Raw genomic sequence first — 24,206 nt, 5'->3', positions numbered from 1 at the left:
AAGGGGAATGGCCAATGTATTCAACAAGCAAAAGTTTTTTTAATACACTGTTAGGAATTATTGGAACATTTTTAGGTTCAGTTTTTCAGTTTGTTCTTATTTATTTAATAATTAAATATTATGGGGCGAAAATGAATGGATTAGTACGAACTATTATGGCAATTTCATTTACTATTGGTTTGGCTGAGAGTAGTTTAGGAATTATGGGAATTTTTTATTTGTATCATCCCTTAGCAAAGAAAGATTGAATTACTGTTAATGATATTGTGGGTACGATTAAAAATAATTATATTAAAACGGGGATAATTTATTTATCATTAGTTATTTTTTTAGGTTTAGGGTTTTCTTTATATGCTTATTGAAATAATGTTAGTGAAACTATTACTGATGATGTTATTCAAGTGATGCCATTTTGACAATTATGAATTATTATCATATCGTTATCATTAAAAAATTTAATTTCATTTTTCATTGTTGGTGCTTATGAAAATTTAATTCAAGCTGATAATGGTAATTATTTTAATCGGATTGTGCATTTAACTTGTGATTTATTAGTTTTTACAGGTGTTATTTTGTGAATGTGGATTAGTGCTAGAAATGGTAATCCCAATGCTTATTTACCATTTTTAGTTTATATTTTTCATGGAATTATTAAGTCAATTTTAATTTATATTTATGTGAAATTAAAATATCCATGATTGCAAACTAAAGAGTGAACTAAAAATGATAAATTATTGCAAGAGAGTAACTATGTTGCGGTTAAAAGTTATGCGGTAGCAATTTTTAATAATATTGATTTTGTTTTAATTGCTTTATTTATTGGTTTTCGTACAGCGTCGGCGTATTCCATATATATGACGGTGGCGATAAATATGAGAGTAATTATGTTATTATTTATTACTTCGTTTAAAGACTTTTTTGGTACATGAATTTCTTATCAAGGAAGAATTCGTTGGAATACATTTGTTAAATTTGAATTGTTTGCTTATATGGTGGCTGCTTTTATGTTTGTTGTGCAATTTATTATGTCACCATATTTTGTTAATGGCTTATATGGTGAATTGAAGGTTCAAATGCTAGCAACTGTTAGAAGTTCTAGTAATCCAGAGTTTGAGAATATTGCGATTAAGACGATTTTTGATACCCCACATTTATCGTTAATTTTTGCTATTAATTCAGCATTATTAATGATAAGTGAACCGGCGAGTATTTTAATTTATGGTGCGGGAAGACATCGTGAAACTACGAAGCATGCTTATATACAAGTGGTTATTAGTTTGATTATTAGTTTAATTTTAGGGTCAGTTTTTACATATTATTTAAAAGATGCACAGTTAACAATTTATGCTTTAGTATTATCAACAACTTTTGGGTTATTTTATCGTTGAATTTATAGTAGTAGTTATACTTGGAAGTATTTAACATATAATAGTAATGCTCGGTTTTGATGAAAGAATTTGGCAATTATTGTTATTCCAATGATTTTTTCAATTGTCATTGCTTATAAATTAATTTTTTCTAATCCTTATTATCAATTTGCTAACTATGAACAATTATCGTCACAATTGGGAATTAAAGGAATCATAAAATTATTTATGTTAATTCTTGTTATTTCTGTTCCGGGGATTATGTTATTAGCAGCGATTACTGAACCTTTGCAGTTAATGGCGATATTATCACGAAGTTCATTAACTAATTGGATTATTGTTCGTTTAAAAAAACAATTGAAAAATAAAGATGATTTTTATACAAAAGATGAATTGATCGCTTTTAATGATCCCAATAAAATTAAAGTTCATAGTATTGAAGCCGAAGATAAATGAAAAGATAATCAGCGAACAAATAGTAAAAATGAGCAACAAGCAGTTTATACATTAACAGGTAAAAATTAATTTAAGGAGAAAAAAATGAGTTTACAAAAACTTAATGTTCATTTTACGAAGCAAGAGTTACTCACGGGTACAGGAATTGGTGTTATTTCAGCTTTTATGTATTCATTAGCACCATTATTAATTATTTTTTTAGATACGCGAGCATTAAATAGTTTTATTTTAGCAACAGTGCAAGAATTTGTTTCTTGAATTTTAGTTGTTTGTCTTACTAATAAACCATTAAAGTTTTTAAAACAAATTTGGAAAAATACTAAAAGTATGTTAGGAATGATTGTAATTATTGCTGGTATTTTTGGTGGTCCGATTGCGCAAGTATTGTATATTTTATCAATTCAATTGGCAGCGCAAATGAGTGCTACGGCAACAGTGTTAGTAAATATTGCTCCAATTTTTACGGCTTTATTATCAAGGTTATTATTAGAAGAAAGATTATCTTTTATTGCTTGGGCTGGGTTACTTTTAACATCTTTAGCGGTTATTGGTTTGGTTATTTGACAAATTATTACTGAGTTTAATAAAACAATATTAAGTCCTGACCCTAGTGATATTCAACCGTGAGTAAAAGCTACTTGGGCAATAATTTTGTCATTGTTAACGGCGATTTTATATGCTATTGAATCAACGATTCTTCATTTTGCAATGAGTAAGTCTAAAAATAAAATTAATGAGAAGGATGCATTAATTTTAAAAGCGTTTAGTTCATCGTGGATAATGTTAATTTTTGTTTTACCAATAGTTTCGGTAATAGGTGGCGGTTATGGTTATGAAGGCTGAGTTCAATTTAGAATTTTTGGTGAAATGAAGGGGTTAACATTTTTATTTATTATCATTTCTAGTTTTGCGATTGCAATTGGGCGAATTTTATTTTTTCGCAGTATTAAAATTTTAAATGGTTCTTATGGAATTGCTGCTCAATTGGCGATGTTGTTATGAACGCCATTGCTTTCTTTAGCAATTTTTGGTTTATATAAAGTTACTAATTGTGATTTTGGTATTATTCAATCTAATATTTTAGATATGCAAATTAAAGATTTGTATTTGGGTGCGACGCAATGAGAATATTATCTCTTTTTAGTTCCAGTGCTTATTGGGTTAATATTGTTGCTGTTAAATGCCAAATTGTAAAGTTAAGTGCAACTAAATTATTTTTCTAACCAAATATTCGATTGGCGAAAGATAATTTAGTATTTTTCTTGGTCTTTGGTTTAAAGACAATATAAATTTATGAACTGCATTTTTAGTAGTGTTTGAAAAATTAAATTTTTTAGGAAATTTTTCTCTAATTAAACCATTAGTATTTTCATTAGTACCTCTTTGTCAAGGTGAATATGCATCAGCAAAATAAATTTTCACATTTAAATTTTTTTCAAGTTGTTGTCAATTAGCAAATTCTTTACCCCTATCAAATGTTATAGTCTTAACAAGATTATTTGGAAGAATTGATAAATAATGACTAATATTTTTGTTAATAACTTTAGTAGTTCTATTTTCAACTAATATTGCTAAAGTAAATCTTGATGTTCTTTCAACTAAAGTTATTAAACATGATTTACTTTTACCTTGTGATGATACTACAGTATTACCTTCTCAATGGCCAAGAGTTATGCGATTATTAACATTTCGTTCTTTAATGGATTTACCATTAAATTTACCCCGATTTTCTTGAGATTTTCGTTTCTTACCTTTTTTTCTTAAATTTTTACTAGTAACCTTTTCAAGTAATCCAGAATAAATTCAATTGTAAATTGTTTTAAAACTAATAATTCATTCTTGATGAAAATTTTTAATTCTGCCATAAATTTGTTCAGGCGATCAACCTAATAATAATTTTTGTTGTACATATTTTACTAATTCTCTATTTTTAAATTTATGAAAATAAACATGTAATTGTTTTCTATTTTCTGCTTTATTTTGTGCAATTAATGAAAAATAATGATTATTATCTTTATTTCTATTAACTTCTCGATTAATAGTACTAATACTTCGATTAAGATTTTTAGCTATTTCACTAATTTTTACTTTAAATTTCAATTGATTCTCAATATAAATTCTTTCATCTATGCCAAGATGTTTGTATCCCATATAAAAATTCCTTAAATTTACTTTTTCTAAAATAAACTTAGCATCATGAAATTTTTATATGAAATCTTTTGCAATTTTATTTACTTGCACTTACAAGTATAATTCAGCAATGAAAAATTTTTAAAAAAAGATAAGGATGTTTGAACACCTCCTATGGAGTTGAAATAATATATAATTAGTTCAAAGTTTTACTTTTTTATATGTTTTTGTTGTTATTAAATATTGTTGCGTATTTACTTATATAAAAAGGGAGATATATAATATAGATTTATTAGGTGCTTGAGGTATTATCGGTTTTATTGCGATGATTTTCTTAGGAATAGAATTAGTGTTTGTGGTGATATGAAGTCTTGATCGTTTACTTGTAAAGCGTAAAAAAGCAGTTAAAGCAACTAGCATAGAAGAACAAGATAATACTATTGAAGAAGTTAAGGTTGAAGAAGTTGAGTTAGATGAAATTGTAGTTCCAACTACTACTACTGTAGAAATTCATCAAAATAACCAAGAAGTGCTATTAGATGAATAACAAGAAACGGTTCAAGAAACAAAGTTATAATATGTTAAAAAGTCAATCAATAAATAATTGATTGACTTTTTATTTATTACTAGTTAGAGTTTAATTTATTAAATTATGAAGTAATTAGTCATAATTAATATATGTTATAATTTAATGGTGAAATATTATGGGGTGGCTCGAATGAATGAAAAATTAGCAAAAAAGGAAATTTTGCGGTTAAGAAAATTAATTGAGCAGTGAAATAATGAGTATTATTTAGAAAATAAACCATCAGTTAGTGATGAATACTATGATGCGAAGATGAGGAGTTTACAACAATTAGAAAATGATTTTCCGCAGTTTTTAAGCAAAAATTCACCAACACAATCTGTTAGTGGCAAAGTAGCTTATGGTTTTAATAAAGTTCAGCATAATTATCCAATGTTAAGTTTAAATAATGCTTTTACCGAAAAAGATTTAATTAGTTTTGATAATCAGATAAAATCTTTAACTGGTCAAGAAAGTATTGAATATCTTTGTGAATTAAAAATTGATGGTTTGTCGGTTTCGTTGCAGTATGATAATGGTTTTTTAATATCAGCAGCCACTAGAGGTGATGGTATTACTGGTGAAAATGTTACTGATAATGTTAAAACAATTGCTAATATCCCACAAAAAATTAAATTAGTAAATAAGTTGTTAGTGCGGGGGGAAGTATTTTTAGCTAAAAGTGATTTTAATGATTTAAATGAATTGCGTTATAAAGAAAAAATGCCAGTATTTGCTAATCCGCGTAATGCTGCTGCAGGTAGTTTACGCCAATTAGATGCAAACATTACGGCAAGTCGTAATTTAAAAGTTTTTTTATATTATTATGTTAATGGTCAAGAAAATGGGATGAAAACCCAAGAGGAAGTTTTAGTGACATTAAAAAAATTAGGTTTTCCAATTAATAATGAATATCGTTTATGCAATAGTATTAATGAAATATGAGAATATATAAAAGAATATGACCTTAAAAGAAAACAATTAGATTATGATACTGATGGTATTGTAATTAAAATTAATGATTTATCATTATATAATATTATTGGACAAACAAGTAAAAGTCCTAAATGAGCAATAGCATACAAATATGCTGGTATTGTGGTAACGACTAAATTACTAGATATCTTTGCATCAATTGGAAGAACGGGTAAAGTAACATATAATGCTAAACTTGAACCAGTAAATTTACAAGGAACAGTTGTTAAGGCAGCAACATTGCATAATGCTGATTATATTATTAATCGTGATATTCGGATTGGTGATGTTGTATTAATTAAAAAAGCTGGTGATATTATTCCTGAAGTTATTAATCCCGTTTTAAAGTTAAGAAAAGAAGGAAATGAACCTTGAAAATTAATTGAATATTGTCCAAATTGTAATAGTAAATTAGAAAATGCTGTTTTAGAAGTTGATCAGTATTGTATTAATATTAATTGTTCGCAAAGAATTGTTCGGTCATTAATACATTATTGTTCAAGAAGAGCAATGGATATTAGTGGTGTTAGTGAGAAAATAATTATTCGGTTGTATCAATTAGGTTGATTAAAAAAAGTTAGTGATTTATATTTATTGGAAAATCGAAAACAAGATATTATTGCTTTAGATAATTTTGGTGAAAAATCATTTAATAATATGATTAAGGTAATTAATCGTTCAAAAATGAAGTCGTTGCAACATTTGTTATTTGGTTTAGGGATTCGTCATATTGGTGAGAAAACTGCTTTACAGTTAGCAAAACATTATGAAGATATTGATAATTTACTTAAAGCTAAAAGTGAGCAGTTAGAAATGATTTATGATATTGGTGCGGTCATTATTGAAAGCTTGATTGATTGATTTTCACATCAAGAAAATTTACAATTAATTAATGATTTAAAAATTTATGGTGTTAATATGAAATATTTTCCCATAGCAAATGATAATGAAAATAATCCCTTTTTTCATAAAACGGTTGTGATTACGGGCACATTCGCAAAACCAAGAAGTTATTATGTTGAAGAATTACAAGGATTAAATGCTAATATTACTAATACAGTTAGTAAAAATACTGACTATTTATTAGTTGGTAGTAATGTTGGCAGTAAATTAGAAAGTGCTAAAAAATTTAATGTTAAAATTTTAACAATAGCAGAGTATGAGCAATTAAAAGAAGGAGTGTAAGTAGTAGTGGAAAATATTACTTTGGAATTATTACGAGAAATTACTAATAATTTAATGCTAGAGTTGGAAGAAGAAGAGTATAAGTTATTAGCAGAAGAGTTTTATATTGTTTTAGAACAAATGAAGTTAGTACAGACAATTGATGTGGAAGGGTATGAACCAATGCATTATCCATTTTTAAATTCGCAACATTTATTACGCGAAGATGATAATGTAATGATTAATGAACAATCCCTTGTTTTGCAAAATGCGTGAGAAGTAAAAGATGATTATATTGTTATTAATAGGGTGGTTGAATAATGATGAAAATGACAATTGAATTATTGCATCAACAATTATTACAGAAGAAAACATCACCAATTAAAATTGTTCGTGATGCGATTGCTAAGGCAAAAAAATATGAACATTATAATGGTGTTGTTAAATTATTAGAAGAAGAAGCGATGGTCATTGCTAAGCATTTGGAATCAATGCCAATTCCTGAAGATAATTATTTATTTGCTATACCTTATGCGGTTAAAGATAATTTAGCAACTAAGAACATTGTAACTAGTGGGGGAACAAAAATTTTGGAAAATTTTGTGCCGACATTTGATAGTAAAGTAGTTAAAGATATTAATGATTATCAAGCTGTTAATATTGCTAAAGCAACACTTGATGAATTAGGAATGGGTGGTATTGGTTTGGATAGTTTTACGGGTTTTGTTTATAATCCGTGAAATAAAAATCATATTACAGGGGGGAGTTCATCAGGAAGTGCGGCGTTGGTTGCTTTGGGTGTTGTTCCGTTTGCCTTGGCAAGTGATACGGGTGATTCAATTAGAAAACCAGCATCGTATACAGGGATTGTTGGTATTAAACCAACTTATGGGCTTATTTCTCGCTATGGGTTATTTCCCTATGCACCGTCTTTAGATACTGTTGGTGTACTTGCTAATACTGTTCGTGATTGTGCAATTGTTATGGATGCGACAGTTAAGTTTGATGCGAATGATTTGACTAGTCAGCAAGCAAAGGAAAAAGATTATTTGCAAAATCTTAGTCTTGATATTAAAAAATATCGTTTGGCGACTATTAAATCGGTTAATGATGGTTTGCGACCGTTAACGGGAGTTTTGTGGTCTTCGGTAATTAGTAAATTAAAAGAGCAAGGTTTACTTATTGAAGATATTGATTTTCCCCTTGATTTATTAAAGGCATTATTACCAGTTTATATGGTTATTTCGTTTGCGGAAGCTACTAGCTCGCAAAGTAATTTAACAGCAATTAATTTTGGGAAACGAATTAGTAAAGATGATGATTCTTATCAAAATATTATGATTAAAAGTCGTAGTGTATTGGGAAAGACAGTTAAAAGAAGATATGTTATTGGGGCATATGCTTTGGCACAAGCAAATCAACAGGAATTATTTTTGCAAGCAAAAAAGGTGCGACGAAAAATTGTTGATCATTTTGAAAAAATTTTTACTGATTATGATGGACTGTTATTGCCAGCAGCTGGTGGTGATGCTCCGACAATTGAGAAAACTATTAATCATAAATTAGAGTTAAGTGATGTTAATAACTTAACAAATGATGCGTTGTTATTAGCTAATTTTTCGGGTGCGCCTTCAATCACAATTCCTATTGGTTTAGTAAATGAATTGCCATTTGGAATGACAATTAATTGTTTACCATTTGCTGATCAAAAGGCGTTAAATATTGCTTATGGAATTGAAAAAATTATTAACTTTGAAAATTCTTGTCATCATCGAAAGGAAAAATAAATAATGAAATTACAACCTGTTATTGGAATTGAAATTCATATTGAGTTAAAAACAAAAACAAAGATGTTTTCTAATAGTCCGGTGACATTTGCTAGTATTCCTAATAGTCAAGTAAATGAAATTGATTTGGGTTATCCGGGAAGTTTACCTTCTATTAATAAACAAGCAGTAGTATTAGCTATTAGAGCGTGTCAAGCGTTAAATATGAAGATTAATCCAGTATTATCATTTGATCGTAAGAATTATTTTTATCCGGATTTGCCTAAAGGATATCAAATAACCCAACAAAATAATCCGATTGGTAGTAATGGTAAATTAACGATTGCTACTAACAATATGCAACAAGATATTTTGATTACGCGGTTGCATTTAGAAGAAGATACCGCTAAACAAATTCATTTAGATAATATTACTTTGTTAGATTATAATCGGGCGGGAATTGGTTTAATTGAGATTGTTAGTGAACCTGTTATTTATGATGTTGAGACGGCAATTAATTATATTGAAACATTGCGTAAGACATTATTACATTTAGGGGTTAGTAATGCTAAAATGAGTGAAGGTTCATTTCGTTGTGATATTAATATTTCTTTACGACCGATAGAAAGTAAGGATTTTTTTAAACGCGTGGAAGTTAAAAATTTAAATTCTTTAAATAATGTTAAAAGAGCGATTGAATTTGAAATTAAACGACAAACTAATTTAATTAATCAAGGAACACCTTTAAAGAGTAATGAAACACGCAGATTTGATGAAAAAACAAAAACAACAATTTTAATGCGTTCTAAAGAGTCAACGGTTGATTATAAGTATTTTCCCGAACCAAATATAGTTCCGATTAGTTTAGAACAGCATTGAATTGAAGAGATTATTAATACTAGTCCAGAATCGTATCCCCAAAAACAAATTCGTTATGTAGAAACATATGGTTTGCATATTAATGAAGTTAATGTTTTGTTACAAGATATTGAATTAACTAATTTTTTTGAAAAGACAATTGAACATACTAAATATTATCGTTTGGTGTTAAATATGCTTATTGGTGATATTAGTGCTTATTTGAAACAAAAAGATGCTTCTTTATTAGATACTCAGTTAACACCGATTAATTTGGCCCAGATAGTTGATATTTTACAACGAAAGGAAATATCGCAAAGACAAGCCAAGACATTATTATTACATTTGCTAGAAAATAATGTGAGTGTTGAGCAGAGTATTAAGCAACTTAACTTACAACAAATAAATGATGAAAAGATAATTAGGAGTTTAATTAAACCGTTTATTTTGGAAAACTTACAAATATTGAAAGATTATCCTTCTCGTCCTGAGAGAGTGTTAAAGTTTTATATGGGACACTTAATGAAAGTTACTAAGGGACAAGTTAATCCTGAAATAGGACAAAAGATTATTGAAGAAATAATTTCTGAAAATATTAGTAAATAATTAAGTTTACAAAAAAACAGCACAATGTGCTGTTTTTTTAAATATCTTCGGTTTCTTTTGCTCCCGTAATGTATTCGTGAATTTCTTGGATGTATTTGTTTTTAGCAATGAATAGAACTTCGTCGCCGTAGCTAAGAATGGTATCGGCATCGGGCAAGATAATTTTTTTGTTGTGTTTAATGTGAATAATGTTAACTCTTTTGTTGTTAATTAGTTTGATTTCTTCAAGGGGTTTTCCTAAGATAATTTTATTTGTGGCTTCAACTAAACTAATGCTAAATTCACCATCAACATCTTTAATGTCAACTTCTAGACCTCATAGGGCTTTTAGGGCAGTTTGTCTTCCTGAGGAAATATCGGGTTTGACAATTTGATTAATCCCAATTGCTCGTAAAATCTTTTCATGAGGATTATTAATAGCTTTAGCAATGATATTGCTGGTTTCTAATTCTTTTAGGTTAACAGCTACTAGAACTGATGATTGAATATTGCTACCGATAGCAATAATAATGTCATTAATATTTTTAATTCCAATACTTTCTAATGCTTCTAAGTCAGTGGCATCTAATTCGTAGCCGTTAATGTTAGCAAAATTTCCCGTAATTTTTCTGATTTTACTATTATCTTGATCAATAACAACGACATTGTGGTTCATTGATGCTAATGTTTCTGCAACTGCTGTGCCGAAATTACCTAAACCAATTATACAAAATTCTTTTGCTGCCATTATTTAACACCTCTTATATATTTGAAACTATTACCACAAAATTATACTATATTTTATCTTAAAATAATAATCTAAGTATAGTATAATTGGATAATAAACAAGTAATCGGCATCGCGAGGGTCAGAATGAAAGATATTGATAAATTTTCTAATAATAAAAAATATCTTACTTGATTTAAAAAACTTGGTCAAGTTTTTAAAAATATTTTTATTGGTAATACTGTTAATAAGAAAATTTCACGAAATTATTTATATGCTGTTTTGGTGGGAACAATTTTATTAATGACGCCTTGAGCTGTTAGTAAGACTTATCAATGAGATTTTTTAACAGCATTGTTTACTGCTTCAAGTGCATTTTCTGATACTGGATTAAGTTTAATATCGCCAGCTAAAGACTTAACTTTTTTTGGTCAAATTGTTTTATTGTTGCTAATTCAAATTGGTGGTATTGGAATTATGACTTTAAAGATTATTTTGTTTATTGTAATTGGAAAAAATATTAGTATTGAAGAAAGAATGCTTTTGCAATCAGAAAGAGGTAATACTAAACTTGGGGGTACTGTCCAGTTAATTAAAAATGCTTTTTATGTTTTAGCAATTGTGGAAATTACTGGTGGCGTGATGTTATTTTTTTATTTTTATTTTACACCGATTGATTATTTAGATTCTTTAAAATCACAATCAATTAATTCAATTATTGAACTATTAGGAAAATCGTTTAACACGCCAGATAAATTTAAAGAAATGTTAATTACTAAGGTTTCTGATTGAGAAAATTTTGTTACTGCGGGCAAGGAATTTCCTAATGAATTAGCACGAATTATTAATGGTGTTAGTAATAAATATAATAATAATGTTGTAGGGTTTTTACAAATAATTGATAATGATTATTTGCAACAATTAATTACTAAGAATTTTAATGTTACTTATCGAAATTTTGGTAGTAGTTTTTGATCAGGGATTTTTCATTCGGTTTCAGCTACTAATAATGCTGGTTTTGATATTATTGGTCCTAATTCTTTAAGTCCCTATCGGACACAATATTTTGTTCAAGTAGTTTTTTTAGTTCAACTGATTATTGGTGGTATTGGTTATCCTGTTTTTTATGATTTAAAGCAAAAGTCAGTGGCGCGTTATCGTGGTATTAAAGTTAATTTTTCATTTTTTACTAAAATAAGTGTGATATACTATTTTTCAATTTCTTTTATTGGTATTTTAGCAGTAATTTTGGTTGAATATTTTGTGCCAACAAAGCTTAGTAATACTTTTATTAATGGTGGTATTAGAAATGTTACTAATACTAATGCTGAAACTTTAATGGCGATTATTTTTAATACTTTTTCAACAAGAAGTGCTGGATATAGTACGATTGATATTAGTTATTTTAAATCGCCCTCAAAGTTTATTTTTTCGATTTTGATGTGAATTGGAGCGTCACCTAGTTCTACTGGTGGTGGAATTAGGACGACAACGCTAGCATTAGTTATGGTGAGTATTATTGCTAGTGCGACACGAAAAAATAATATTAATATGTTTAAAGCTAAAGTTCCTAATGAGACAGCAAAACGCGCAACAGCAGTTTTTATTATGGCAATTTTAATTGTCTTTTTGGCGTCTTTAATTATTATTAGCGAAAATGTGCAGGTGCCGATTGTTGAGGCTTTGTTTATATCTTCATCGGCATTTGGAACGGCAGGTTTAACAATGATTCCTGATTTTGGCCTAAGTTTTTCTGATTATGGTGTTATCAGTAAATTATTTTTAATTAGTTTAATGTTTATTGGTCAATTAGGAGTATCAAATACTTTATTATTAGCAGCAAGAAAAAATGAAATTGAACGATTTGCATATTTAGAACAAGATGTGCCTATTGGTTAGGAGAAAATATAATGGCAGTTATAATGGATGGAAAAGCGATTGCTAATGAGATTCAAAATAATTTGAAAAACAATATTAGTAATTATTTAGAAAAAAATTTACGAAAACCGCATTTAGTAGTATTTTTGGTGGGAACAGAAGAAGCATCAAAAGTATATGTTAATCACAAAATAAAAGTTTGTGAAAAGTTAGAAATTCAAGTTAGTTTAAAAACTTTTAATGAAAATGTTAGTGAGCAGGATTTATTAACCGTAATTAATAAAGTAAATAATGATGATACGGTTGATGTGATTTTGGTGCAGTTACCATTACCTAAACATCTTAATAAAAATCGGATTTTAGATCATATTAATGCTCGTAAAGATGCTGATGGTTTACATTATATTAATGCAGGTAAGTTATTTCAAGGGTTAAAAACGATTGCTCTTTGTACCCCATTAGGAGTAATTAAACTGTTAGAAGCATATAATATTGATGTTTTTAAAAAAACGGTTACAATGGTGGGGACAAGTAATCTTGTTGGTAAACCTTTGGCTATTATGTTGCATCATTTAGGGGCAACAGTTACATTATGTAATGAAAATACTGTTGATTTAAAAAGGCATACGATTGGTAGTGATATTGTTATTAGTGCTGTTGGTGTTGCTAATTTAATTGATGAAACAATGGTTAAAGCTAATGCGATTGTAGTTGATGTGGCTATTGTTCGTGATTTGGAAACAAATCGGATTTGTGGTGATATTAAGTTTGATACGGTTAAAGAAAAAGTTAGTTATATTACTCCAGTTCCTGGTGGTATTGGGCCAATGACAATTGCAATGTTAGTAACTAATGTTTATGACTTGTATGTTATTAATATGAATAAGAAAAATTTGAATGTTGTTAATATGAATAATAAAAGTTTAATTGTGGAGTAGTAATTTATGTGAAATCATTTAGAAATTGTTAATCAAGCTTTATTTATTCTTATTAGTTTTTTATTAGGGATTATTTTTGTTGCTTATATGATTTTATCTTTATTGTGATTGATATTTTCTTTTATTAAAAAAGGTAATAGTAAAAATCGTGATGGTGGTGAATATTTAGAAGCTATTTTTCGTCAAGAAAAATATCATTTTAAAATTAAAATAACTAAAGTAACGATGCGTTATTTTAATGTTAAATATTATAAACAAGAAGTTAATATTAAAACTAGTGATTATTATAACGATAGTATTTTTCATATTTATAATTGTTTAACTTATGTTGCAAAAATAAAATGAAAACAAAATGGTAAAAGGTATGTATTTTTTATTCATCTAGCAAATTTTATGTTTATTTTTGCATTATTATGTTATTTTGGAATGATAATTTTATTTTTGCAGTTTTATTCACAAGATTTAATTAGTATTACAAATCTTAATTTAATTAGTAGTACGATTGGATATACTAGTTTAGTGGTGCTAATTTTAGGATGAACTTTATGAGTTTATTTTTATGAGTTAATGCGAAAAGATATTTTACTGTTAGCAGAAGATTATTTAAATGAGCAAGAATATGAACGCATTAGAAAAATTACTCTTATAAAAACTATAATTGTGGGTAGTGATTCATTGTTTATATTTACATTTTAAAGAAAGTCCCTTCTTAAAAAAAGAAGGGATTTTTTTAAGAAGGAATTAATTTCTAATATGATAAATATTGAAATAAAATGAAAATAAAATATAATTAAGAATATAATATATAGAATTAGAGAATATTATAAATTAATAAAAGAGTAGAAAGGTGGTAAGATGAGAAATATCTTAAAAAATTTGATTACAATGTTGTTAACTGCTATTCCTGTTTTAAGTGTAGTTGCTTGCAGTAAAAATAATGATGATATATCTGAAAGTTCTGAAGAAAATGCTATAGTAAATCCCCTTGTTCAGGCCAAAAATTTAATTGATGAAGAAGTAATGAATAAACATCAAGAAAAAATTTATACTGCTAATAGTTTAGGGTTAAATGATTCCCAAATTAAAAGTACTATGAATCCATTAGTTAATAAAGCACAAGTTAAAAATTTCGTTGCGTATTTAGAAAATAATGAGCAAATTAGTAAACAGATTTTGCGAATATTGCAAAATGATTTAATTAGTTCTATTAACAGGAAACTTAAAGAAAAAATGATTTATTTTGCAAATATAAACACTCCGATAAGTTTTAGTAAAGATAAGTCTAGATTTATAGTAACAAAAGTATCTTTTGACCAAATGATTAAAATTCTTGGCGATTTAAAAAAGAAGAAATCAAATAGTTTAAATAGTCAATCTGAAGATAATAATAAGCATTATGTTTATAAACTACAATTATCAATTGAACTTGATTTGGCTTTAAAGCAAGGTCAAGCCACACATAATATTTATCTTGATATTTATTTAACACAGGATGAAAAAGCTTTTACGAATAGGATTACTGAGTTAACGGCGTTAGTACAAAAACATATTAAAGAGAATGTTACCTTTGATTTAGAAAAAATAAATTTTCAAGCTTTAAGTGAAACAAATATAAAAAAGCAAATCTTAAACCAAATTAATAGTAATAATGAAGAAAAATTAAGTATTTCTAATACGGGTTTAAAAAGAAATCTATTAATAAATTCTTTAAATTCAACAACAAGTTCTAAGGAATATTTGGAATTTTTGAAAATTTCTAATGGTGTAGAAATGAATACTAAAATAAGTGATTTTATTACTAAAAATAGAGAATTTCAGAAACATAATTCTGATTTTGTTAGCGCACTGGATAATAGAGAAATTTTATTGGGAAGTTTTGATTTTACTTTTTGAAATGCTACTTATTTTGAATTACCATTGCAGAGAATTGAATTAAAAGATAATAAGATTAAAGTTTCTAAAGCATCATTTGAGACACAATTATTGAATATTAGTGAAGTTTTGGTGTATTATTTTTCAAAAGTTTTTTCTGAAAAGAATAAATTTCGAGGTTCTCATAACGATTCTGTATATCTGATAGTTCCTCCATCTGTATGAAAAAAATATGTGAACTTAACTAATGGTGGTGAAGACAATAAGGTTTTTAATACAAGTAAAAAAATGCATAAGATTTTTCAAGATACAATTGAAGAGTATAATAAAAAATTATTGCTAGAAAGTCGCTTTTCAAGTTCTGTCTTTAAGCCTTTGACTGATGAAACTAAAATATTGGTTCAATGGAATCCAAAGAAAACACAGGGTGCTTATCGAGGACATTCGGGGTTAAGTAATGCTTCTGCTCAATTAGAAGTTGGTTTTTTTACTTTAAATATTATCAAAGATGGTATTTTTTGATATGGTTTAGAGAGTTAATGTAGAGACAATAATAATATAATATAAGCCAAATTGTAAAGTTAAGTGCAACTAAATTATTTTTCTAACCAAATATTCGATTGGCGAAAGATAATTTAGTATTTTTCTTGGTCTTTGGTTTAAAGACAATATAAATTTATGAACTGCATTTTTAGTAGTGTTTGAAAAATTAAATTTTTTAGGAAATTTTTCTCTAATTAAACCATTAGTATTTTCATTAGTACCTCTTTGTCAAGGTGAATATGCATCAGCAAAATAAATTTTCACATTTAAATTTTTTTCAAGTTGTTGTCAATTAGCAAATTTTTTACCTCTATCAAATGTTATAGTCTTAACAAGATTATTTGGAAGAATTGATAAATAATGACTAATATTTTTGTTAATAACTTTAGTAGTTCTATTTTCAACTAATATTGCTAAAGTAAATCTTGATGTTCTTTCAACTAAAGTTATTAAACATGATTTACTTTTACCTCGTGATGATACTACAGTATCATCTTCTCAATGGCCAAGAGTTATGCGATTATTAACATTTCGTTCTTTAATGGATTTACCATTAAATTTACCCCGATTTTCTTGAGATTTTCGTTTCTTACCTTTTCTTCTTAAATTTTTACTAGTAACCTTTTCAAGTAATCCAGAATAAATTCAATTGTAAATTGTTTTAAAACTAATAATTCATTCTTGATGAAAATTTTTAATTCTGCCATAAATTTGTTCAGGCGATCAACCTAATAATAATTTTTGTTGTACATATTTTACTAATTCTCTATTTTTAAATTTATGAAAATAAACATGTAATTGTTTTCTATTTTCTGCTTTATTTTGTGCAATTAATGAAAAATAATGATTATTATCTTTATTTCTATTAACTTCTCGATTAATAGTACTAATATTTCGATTAAGATTTTTAGCTATTTCACTAATTTTTACTTTAAATTTCAATTGATTCTCAATATAAATTCTTTCATCTATGCCAAGATGTTTGTATCCCATATAAAAACTCCTTAAATTTACTTTTTCTAAAATAAACTTAGCATCATGAAATTTTTATATGAAATCTTTTGCAATTTTATTTACTTGCACTTACAAGTATAATTCAGCATATAAAAAAATTTACTTAAGGTTTACTTAAGTAAATTTTTTTATTTTTTGTTTAAAATTACAGGAATTATTAAAGGATTTCTTCGTTTTATTTTTGAAATATAAGGACTTAGGGTTTCTTTAATTTCTTTTTTGATTGCTCCAAAAGTAGGATGGTTATTAGCTAATACCTTTTTAATTGCCTTTGTTACAATGTTAATTGATTCTGCAATAAGAGCACTGGAATCTTTAACATAAAATGAGCCACGAGAGATAATTGTTGGATTACATAGTAATTCATTAGTCTGACTATTAATGGAAACAACAACAGCAATTAAACCATCATTAGCAAGAATTTGGCGATCACGAGTTATTCTTGTTGTTAAACCAGAAGTATCTTTACCGTTAACATAAATTGCACTAGCTTCAATTCTTTTTCCAAGAATAGCTTTACCTTTGTAAAGATTAATTTGGTCACCATTGGCACAAATAAAGATATTTTCTTTAGCAACGCCAACGTTTTCTGCAGTTTGTCCGTGTGCTTTTAACATGCGATAATCACCGTGCATTGGCATAAAGTATGTTGGTTTAATTAAGGTTAGCATTAGTTTTTGTTCTTCTTGTGAAGCGTGTCCTGATGTATGTAAAGAATTAAATGAGGAGTTTTCTAAGACATTAGCCCCTAACCGTGATAAGCGGTTAACAACCATTTCAACACTAGCTTGATTTCCGGGGATAGGACTAGAAGAAAAGATAACGGTATCACCAGGAATAATAGAAATTGCTTTATGAGTTCCAGTTGAAATCCGTGAAAGTGCTGCCATTGGTTCTCCTTGGGAACCCGTACAAATAATTAAAATTTCATCTTTATGATATTGATCAGTTTCGTGAGGTTTAATAAATTGTTTGTCAGAAATCTTTAAATGTCCCATTTCACGAATAATTTTAATAATTCGTTCTAAACTGCGACCAAAAATTAAAATTTTGCGATTATATTTTTGTGCTACTTCAATAATTTGTTGAATGCGGTGGACATTAGAAGCAAAAGTAGAAATTAAGATTCGTCCTTTAGCTTTTAAAAAGTAATCACTAATATTTTTAATAATTTTTGTTTCGGTCATTGTATAACCTTCAATTTCAGAATTAGTTGAGTCTGATAAAAATAAGGTAACACCCGTTTGCCCCATTTTTGCCATTTCTTCTAAATCTGCTTTATGACCTAATGGTGTTCAATCAAATTTATAATCACCAGTGGTAACGACTTTACCATTAGGAGTATTAATAGCAATGCCAAAAGCATCAGGAATTGAATGATTAACAGCAAAATATTTCAGTTGAAAGTTTTTTAGCAGACCTTTCATTTTATTTTGATCTTCATTGCTACCATCAATTTCAATAATTTTGGTTTTTTGACCAATATTAAACTCTTTTAATCGTTCACGAATTAAGGCAGCAGCTAGTCTTGGTGCATAAATAAAAGGAATATTAATTTCTTTTAAAAGATAAGGAATACCACCAATATGGTCCTCATGACCGTGAGTAATAAATATTACTTTTACTTTTTTAGCATTTTCTTTTAAATATGTATAGTCAGGAATAATAGCATCAATTCCTAATAATATTCCTTCGGGAAATTTAACACCAGCGTCAATAATGATGATTTCATCATCATGTTCAATACAATAAGTATTTTTACCAACTTCTTCTAAGCCACCAAGGGCAAATACTTTAGTATTTCTAATATCATCAATAATAATTTCATTATTTTTGTTAGATGTTTGATTTTCATTGAAGATTTCAATTTTGTTATTTAGTTTCTTTTTTTGATTTGTTGTCATGAATTTTTACACCTCACTCATTATTAAATAAAAGGTTTACTTAAAATCTTAAAAAATCATTTTTGCAAAATTTTTTTGTAAACATTTTATTTTTTGTTGCCTTTAAGATTTAGGCAATTTTAGTTTATTTATTTCTCAGTTGAAATATTTAGTACTTTGCTTATAAGTATAACCAATTGTCATTCTTTTTTCAAGGTTCATTTTTATCAATTAGGTCATAGTATAAAATACCTTCTAAATGTTTTTGTTCGTGTTGAAAAACAATTGCTTCATAGCCACGAGCAGTAATCGTAACATTTTTTTTCTTTAAATAATCATAACCAGTAACAATAACTTTAAAATAACGCGGAACAAACCCTTCATGATGATTATCAACGCTTAAACAACCTTCGCCACTTTTTAAAGCAATAATTTGTTCACTATGAGCTGTAATTTTAGAATTAATTAAGGCATGTTGAATGATAGTTTTTTGATTATTTTTATCAATTTGTTCAATATGAATGTAATACATTTGCTTATTACAACCAATTTGCGGGGCTGCTAATCCCACAGCAGGAATTAGTTTTAGTGATGTGTTTAATGTTTCATTTTGGGAAGTAATAACAAAATCAATTAGTTTTTGCATTATTAATTCATCATTTTTTGATATTGGAAATAATACAGGTTGACATTTTTCGCGTAATTTAATGTTATTATCTTTAACTAATCATTCATTGCTAGGATTGTTGTCTTGGTACATAATTTACTCCTTATTTTGCTTATTTTTATAGATTATAGCATAAATTTTTAGTATAATTAATGCTGAATTATACTTGTAAGTGCAAGTAAATAAAATTGCAAAAGATTTCATATAAAAATTTCATGATGCTAAGTTTATTTTAGAAAAAGTAAATTTAAGGAGTTTTTATATGGGATACAAACATCTTGGCATAGATGAAAGAATTGGTCGCGTTTAGTTTTCTTAGGTATTTTTTAAAAAAGAAAAAATAGTCATTTACTATAAATTATTTCAATATGCAAATTAAGTATATATTTCTTATGTATGATTTTTGTTGTAAAAAATTATTTTAATGTTGTTTTTATAAGCATTTTACTTAGTTTTTATAACCTTTTATTAAGAATATGTTTGTTAATATTAAATATTTTGTTTTATTAATTATTTTTCAAGTAAAAAGGTAATAAATTTTTAGTTGCTTTTCTTTCAAAATTATTCAAATCTTTACCCACCTAACAAAACTTTATGCGCCCGTAAATCATGTTTAATAACTTTAGTTGAAAGAACATCAAGATTTACTTTAGCAATATTAGTTGAAAATAGAACTACTAAAGTTATTAACAAAAATATTAGTCATTATTTATCAATTCTTCCAAATAATCTTGTTAAGACTATAACATTTGATAGGGGTAAAGAATTTGCTAATTGACAACAACTTGAAAAAAATTTAAATGTGAAAATTTATTTTGCTGATGCATATTCACCTTGACAAAGAGGTACTAATGAAAATACTAATGGTTTAATTAGAGAAAAATTTCCTAAAAAATTTAATTTTTCAAACACTAATAAAAATGCAGTTCATAAATTTATATTGTCTTTAAACCAAAGACCAAGAAAAATACTAAATTATCTTTCGCCAATCGAATATTTGGTTAGAAAAATAATTTAGTTGCACTTAACTTTACAATTTGGCTTATGAAAATAAAGTGGCATTAGATCTTTTTGCTGGTAGTGGCAGTATTGGTCGTCTTGAAGCATTATCAAGAAACATTAGTTATTGTTATTTTAATGATTATGATTCGCAAGCATTAGAATATTTAAAAAAAAATATTGTTAATTTAAAAGTTGCCGATCATAATTATATGATTACTAACTTATCATATTTGTTATGTTTAAAGTTTTTAGTTAATAATAATATTAAAATTGATTTAGTTTTTATTAATCCACCGTATAAAGAAATTAGTTATTATTATGAAACAATAGAATATTTATTGGCACAAAATATTGTTAATAACTATGGTATTATTATCCTTGAATCTAATATTGTATTAGATATTAATTATGAGCATTTAGAATTATTAACAATGAAGAAATATGGTAAAATATTCTTATATTTTTATCGCTACACTATGGAACGGAAGTAATATCTTAAAATGAATAAAAAAATGGGATTATTAATTATTCTTTCTGGACCTAGTGGGGTTGGTAAAGGAACAATTAGAGAAGAATTATTTAAAGACCAAAATTTAAATTTAGTTTATTCTATTTCAATGACAACAAGAAAACCAAGAAGTAATGAATTAAATGAAAAGGATTATTTTTTTGTTAATGAAAATTTTTTTCAAGAGAAAATTGCTAATAATGAGTTATTAGAATATGCTAAATTTGTTGATAATTATTATGGGACAGCAGAAAAATATGTTGATAAATTATTATCACAAGGTAAAAATGTTGTTTTGGAAATTGAGGTTCAAGGAGCGTTACAAGTATTAGCAAAAAGACCAGATGCGATATCATTTTTTATTTTACCCCCTAGTTTTGAAGAATTAACTAGAAGAATTATTGCGCGTCGAAGTGAGTCGGAAGATATTGTTCAGAAACGATTATTAAAAGCTAAAAGGGAAATGAATATTACTAATAAATATAAATATGTTATTGTTAATGATAATTTACAACAAACTGTTTCAGAAATTAGAACTATTATTATGAATGAAATTAATGCTAATAAAAATTAAAAATCTAAGGAAAAATCCTTCCTTAGATTTTTTCTTACTAATTTACGATATAATTATCTTATTAGGAAAATAAAGGATGACTTGATATGAAAGTTAGTTTCCATTTTAATAGTGATATTGGTCAGTTTCGTGCTAATAATCAAGATGCAGTTCAATTTGTAAAAAATGAATATGGGCAATATTTTGGTATTGTTTGTGATGGTTTAGGAGGACATAATGGTGGTGAAACTGCTAGTTGAATGGCTGTTAATTTATATGTTAGCTTATTTGTTAAAACTGACTTTAGTAATTTTGGTGATTATGAAATTAATAACTGACTTCGGCAGGCGACAATATTTGTGCAAGAATCAATGGTTAATTATGTTAAGGAATATCCGCAGTTAACTGATATGGGAACTACTGTTTCTTTAATATTAATAACTAATAACAAAGCTTATTTATTAAATATTGGTGATTCGCGAATTTATGAGTTTTATCAACAAAATTTTCAGCAATTAACAACTGATCATAATGTTCTTAATATGTTACATAATAATAAAACTAATGCTAATATTGAAAAAACATTGTGAAAGGCATTAACTAGTGCTTTAGGACCAAATAAAAAATTGCAAATTGATATTTTCTTAGTTAGCAATATTAAAGGTATAACTTTTATGTTAACTACTGATGGATTGCATGATTATTTAGAAAATTATGAAATGATTGATATTTTACAGAGTAATAATAAGTTGTCACAAAAAGCTAAGAGTCTAGTTGATTTGGCATTAGATAATGTTTCAACTGATAATTTAACAATTCTCATTGTTGAGATTAAGTAAGGAGTTATGACGGATGCAAATAGAAAATGGTATTATTTTACAACAACGATATCAAATAATTAATAAAATTGCTAGTGGCGGGATGGCAGATGTTTATCGGGCTAATGATAGTTTTTTAAATCGGATTGTAGCGATTAAGATTTTAAATCAACAAGCAGCTAATAATTCACAAGTTTTAAAGAAATTTTATAAAGAAGTGGAAGCAACAACGAGAATTCGTCATGATAATGTTGTGGAAGTTTATGATGTTTTTGAGCAAGATAACCGCTGATGTATTGTTTTAGAATTAGTTGAAGGTTATACATTAAAAGATCGATTATTACGAACTGGACCATTATCAATTAAAGAATGTTTACAGATTTTTCAAAGCATTTTAGATGGTGTCACTGTTGCCCATCAAGGAAATATTGTTCATCGTGATTTAAAACCAGAAAATATTTTAATATCTTTTGATGGTAAGATTAAAGTATCTGATTTTGGAATTGCAATTATTACTGATGATGATAAGACAACAACAAGTAAAATTGTAGGAACAGCAAAATATATATCGCCAGAAACTGTCCAGTCATTACAAATTGATCATCGTAGTGATATTTACTCATTAGGAATTGTGTTATTTGAATTGTTAACTGGTTCTTGTCCTTTTAATGGTCAAAATCCAACATTAGTAGCGGTAAAGCAAGTTAGAGAACCGTTGCCAAGTGCAAGAGGGATTAATCCAAATATTTCACAAGCATTGGAAAATATTATTATTAAATCAACGGCTAAAAATTGTGAGGAAAGATATCAAAGTATTAAGGCGTTAAGTCAAGATATTAAAGCATTACAAGCTATTAGTAATGCTAAAATAAAACCTTTAAAATTGAAAAATTGCATTGTTTTAACACGCGATAACCGAAAGCAAAAGATATTTATTAAAAATCGTGAGCAATTAATGTCATATTTTTTAACTCCTAAGTTTCTAATGATGATTGCTATTATTACTAGTTTTATTTTTCTTGTTTTCTTATTATTGGTATTTTATAGTATATGATTGGTTTAGTCATTCGTGTTATTAGTGAGTTTTTTAATGTTATTATCAATAATGAAATTTATCATTGTCAAACAAGAGGAGCTTTAAGATTATCTAATCAAAGAATTCTTGTTGGTGATGTTGTAACTATTGAAGTTATTAATGAACAAGAAAAGCAAGCAACAATTATTGAAATTCACCCCCGAAAAAATCAATTAATGCGACCAGCAGTAAGCAACATTGATCAAGTTATTATTGTTAGTGCTTTAAAACAACCTAATTTTAGTAGTTTTTTACTTAATAAGTACTTAATATGAGTTGAAGCTCACAGTTTGGCAGTAGTTTTAGTTTTTACTAAAGCCGACTTGTTATTGTCTGGTGATAAGGTTTATGATTATATTTCTAGTTATAAAAAATTAGGTTATGAATGTTTAACTTTATCGATTAGTCAGTCAAGTAATCAATGAGAAAAGTTAAAGGAAGTTACAACTGATAAGATTTCAATTTTAAGTGGTCAAACTGGGGCTGGGAAGTCTTCAATTTTAAATATGTTAGATCCACAACTTAAAATTAGAACGCAAGAAATATCTAAGGCTTTAAATCGTGGTAAACATACGACAACACATAATGAATTAATAATTATGGCAAATAATATTAGAATTATTGATTCACCAGGATTTTCATCATTTTCGTTGAATGATATATCATTATCAGAAATAGCGAGTTCATTCCGGTTCTTTAAAAAATTTCTTGTTAATTGTCATTATCGGCAATGCCGACATTGAAAAGAACCAAAATGTGGTGTTAAACAAGCATTAATTAATAAAGATATTTCTCAATTTATTTATGATGATTATATTAAAGTTTTAGAACAAAAACAATTACAAGAAAAAGGAAGGTACTAA

The 24,206-nt window shown here is 27.1% G+C and carries 22 protein-coding genes; 17 read left to right on the top strand and 5 right to left on the bottom strand.

Annotation, left to right across the window (positions count from 1 at the left end):
* The first annotated feature begins 14 nt into the window (after positions 1-14).
* Together AAHN02_RS06085 and AAHN02_RS06080 are read left to right on the top strand one after the other, a co-directional pair.
* Positions 15-1,892, top strand: a complete 1,878-nt coding sequence (locus AAHN02_RS06085) for a hypothetical protein (protein WP_338967424.1) — start codon at positions 15-17, stop codon at positions 1,890-1,892.
* A 15-nt stretch (positions 1,893-1,907) separates the two neighbouring features.
* Complete coding sequence (locus AAHN02_RS06080; RefSeq protein WP_342277683.1) at positions 1,908-3,017, top strand: EamA family transporter; 1,110 nt, start codon at positions 1,908-1,910, stop codon at positions 3,015-3,017.
* Positions 3,018-3,029: 12 nt separating this feature from the next.
* On the opposite strand, the gene AAHN02_RS06075 is transcribed toward AAHN02_RS06080, so the two are convergent.
* Positions 3,030-3,974, bottom strand: coding sequence for an IS30 family transposase (locus AAHN02_RS06075; protein WP_342277682.1), 945 nt, complete (start codon positions 3,972-3,974; stop codon positions 3,030-3,032).
* A 334-nt stretch (positions 3,975-4,308) separates the two neighbouring features.
* Between AAHN02_RS06075 and AAHN02_RS06070 the strand changes: the two genes are divergently transcribed.
* The 5 genes from AAHN02_RS06070 (at position 4,309) to gatB (ending at position 9,887) form a co-directional block, all read left to right on the top strand.
* Entirely contained in the window at positions 4,309-4,500 is a 192-nt protein-coding gene (locus AAHN02_RS06070) for a hypothetical protein (RefSeq protein ID WP_342277681.1), read from the top strand.
* Between the two features lie 144 nt (positions 4,501-4,644).
* The gene (gene ligA / locus AAHN02_RS06065) at positions 4,645-6,678 is read left to right on the top strand and encodes an NAD-dependent DNA ligase LigA (RefSeq protein WP_342277680.1); all 2,034 of its coding nucleotides are present in this window, start codon (positions 4,645-4,647) and stop codon (positions 6,676-6,678) included.
* A 6-nt stretch (positions 6,679-6,684) separates the two neighbouring features.
* A complete protein-coding gene (locus tag AAHN02_RS06060) occupies positions 6,685-6,978 on the top strand; it encodes an Asp-tRNA(Asn)/Glu-tRNA(Gln) amidotransferase subunit GatC (RefSeq protein WP_342277679.1) in 294 nt (97 codons plus the stop codon).
* Between the two features lie 2 nt (positions 6,979-6,980).
* Positions 6,981-8,444: an amidase family protein gene (locus AAHN02_RS06055; RefSeq protein ID WP_342277678.1), complete on the top strand. Its 1,464-nt coding sequence runs from the start codon at positions 6,981-6,983 to the stop codon at positions 8,442-8,444.
* Complete coding sequence (gatB, locus tag AAHN02_RS06050) at positions 8,445-9,887, top strand: Asp-tRNA(Asn)/Glu-tRNA(Gln) amidotransferase subunit GatB (protein ID WP_375315774.1); 1,443 nt, start codon at positions 8,445-8,447, stop codon at positions 9,885-9,887. It begins immediately after the preceding gene.
* A gap of 37 nt (positions 9,888-9,924) precedes the next feature.
* On the opposite strand, the gene AAHN02_RS06045 is transcribed toward gatB, so the two are convergent.
* Positions 9,925-10,614, bottom strand: coding sequence for a TrkA family potassium uptake protein (locus AAHN02_RS06045; protein WP_342277677.1), 690 nt, complete (start codon positions 10,612-10,614; stop codon positions 9,925-9,927).
* A 125-nt stretch (positions 10,615-10,739) separates the two neighbouring features.
* Here AAHN02_RS06045 and AAHN02_RS06040 point away from each other — a divergent pair, with 125 nt between their 5' ends.
* From AAHN02_RS06040 to AAHN02_RS06025, 4 genes are all read left to right on the top strand, one after another.
* On the top strand, positions 10,740-12,491 hold the full coding sequence (locus AAHN02_RS06040; protein ID WP_342277676.1) for a TrkH family potassium uptake protein: 1,752 nt from the start codon (positions 10,740-10,742) through the stop codon (positions 12,489-12,491).
* Between the two features lie 11 nt (positions 12,492-12,502).
* Positions 12,503-13,408, top strand: coding sequence for a bifunctional 5,10-methylenetetrahydrofolate dehydrogenase/5,10-methenyltetrahydrofolate cyclohydrolase (locus AAHN02_RS06035; protein WP_342277675.1), 906 nt, complete (start codon positions 12,503-12,505; stop codon positions 13,406-13,408).
* Positions 13,409-13,414: 6 nt separating this feature from the next.
* Entirely contained in the window at positions 13,415-14,104 is a 690-nt protein-coding gene (locus AAHN02_RS06030; protein ID WP_338967356.1) for a hypothetical protein, read from the top strand.
* Between the two features lie 159 nt (positions 14,105-14,263).
* Positions 14,264-15,820 carry a hypothetical protein gene (locus AAHN02_RS06025; RefSeq protein ID WP_342277674.1) on the top strand — a complete coding sequence of 519 codons (1,557 nt, stop codon included), beginning with the start codon at positions 14,264-14,266 and terminating at the stop codon, positions 15,818-15,820.
* A 51-nt stretch (positions 15,821-15,871) separates the two neighbouring features.
* Here AAHN02_RS06025 and AAHN02_RS06020 read toward each other — a convergent pair whose 3' ends face one another.
* The 3 genes from AAHN02_RS06020 to def all read right to left on the bottom strand — a co-directional run bounded on the left by AAHN02_RS06020 (position 15,872) and on the right by def (position 19,480).
* Positions 15,872-16,816 carry an IS30 family transposase gene (locus tag AAHN02_RS06020; protein ID WP_342277673.1) on the bottom strand — a complete coding sequence of 315 codons (945 nt, stop codon included), beginning with the start codon at positions 16,814-16,816 and terminating at the stop codon, positions 15,872-15,874.
* Between the two features lie 149 nt (positions 16,817-16,965).
* Complete coding sequence (locus AAHN02_RS06015) at positions 16,966-18,741, bottom strand: ribonuclease J (protein ID WP_342277672.1); 1,776 nt, start codon at positions 18,739-18,741, stop codon at positions 16,966-16,968.
* A 160-nt stretch (positions 18,742-18,901) separates the two neighbouring features.
* Positions 18,902-19,480: a peptide deformylase gene (def, locus tag AAHN02_RS06010; RefSeq protein ID WP_342277671.1), complete on the bottom strand. Its 579-nt coding sequence runs from the start codon at positions 19,478-19,480 to the stop codon at positions 18,902-18,904.
* Positions 19,481-19,931: 451 nt separating this feature from the next.
* Between def and AAHN02_RS06005 the strand changes: the two genes are divergently transcribed.
* The 6 genes from AAHN02_RS06005 to rsgA all read left to right on the top strand — a co-directional run bounded on the left by AAHN02_RS06005 (position 19,932) and on the right by rsgA (position 24,206).
* Positions 19,932-20,405, top strand: a complete 474-nt coding sequence (locus AAHN02_RS06005; protein WP_342277670.1) for an IS30 family transposase — start codon at positions 19,932-19,934, stop codon at positions 20,403-20,405.
* A gap of 37 nt (positions 20,406-20,442) precedes the next feature.
* The gene (locus AAHN02_RS06000) at positions 20,443-20,880 is read left to right on the top strand and encodes an RsmD family RNA methyltransferase (protein ID WP_342277669.1); all 438 of its coding nucleotides are present in this window, start codon (positions 20,443-20,445) and stop codon (positions 20,878-20,880) included.
* A 21-nt stretch (positions 20,881-20,901) separates the two neighbouring features.
* Positions 20,902-21,471: a guanylate kinase gene (gene gmk, locus AAHN02_RS05995; RefSeq protein WP_342277668.1), complete on the top strand. Its 570-nt coding sequence runs from the start codon at positions 20,902-20,904 to the stop codon at positions 21,469-21,471.
* Between the two features lie 86 nt (positions 21,472-21,557).
* Positions 21,558-22,289, top strand: coding sequence for a protein phosphatase 2C domain-containing protein (locus AAHN02_RS05990; RefSeq protein WP_342277667.1), 732 nt, complete (start codon positions 21,558-21,560; stop codon positions 22,287-22,289).
* Positions 22,290-22,302: 13 nt separating this feature from the next.
* On the top strand, positions 22,303-23,331 hold the full coding sequence (locus AAHN02_RS05985) for a protein kinase domain-containing protein (protein ID WP_338967341.1): 1,029 nt from the start codon (positions 22,303-22,305) through the stop codon (positions 23,329-23,331).
* Positions 23,319-24,206, top strand: a complete 888-nt coding sequence (rsgA, locus tag AAHN02_RS05980; RefSeq protein WP_342277666.1) for a ribosome small subunit-dependent GTPase A — start codon at positions 23,319-23,321, stop codon at positions 24,204-24,206. The genes AAHN02_RS05985 and rsgA overlap by 13 nt, the downstream gene beginning before the upstream one ends.

It is taken from the genome of Spiroplasma endosymbiont of Nephrotoma flavescens (assembly GCF_964030835.1).
Taxonomy (GTDB): domain Bacteria; phylum Bacillota_I; class Bacilli_A; order Mycoplasmatales; family Nriv7; genus Nriv7.
The sequence above is the reverse complement of the archived record's forward strand: the minus strand, read 5'-3'. Positions and strand labels throughout refer to the sequence as shown.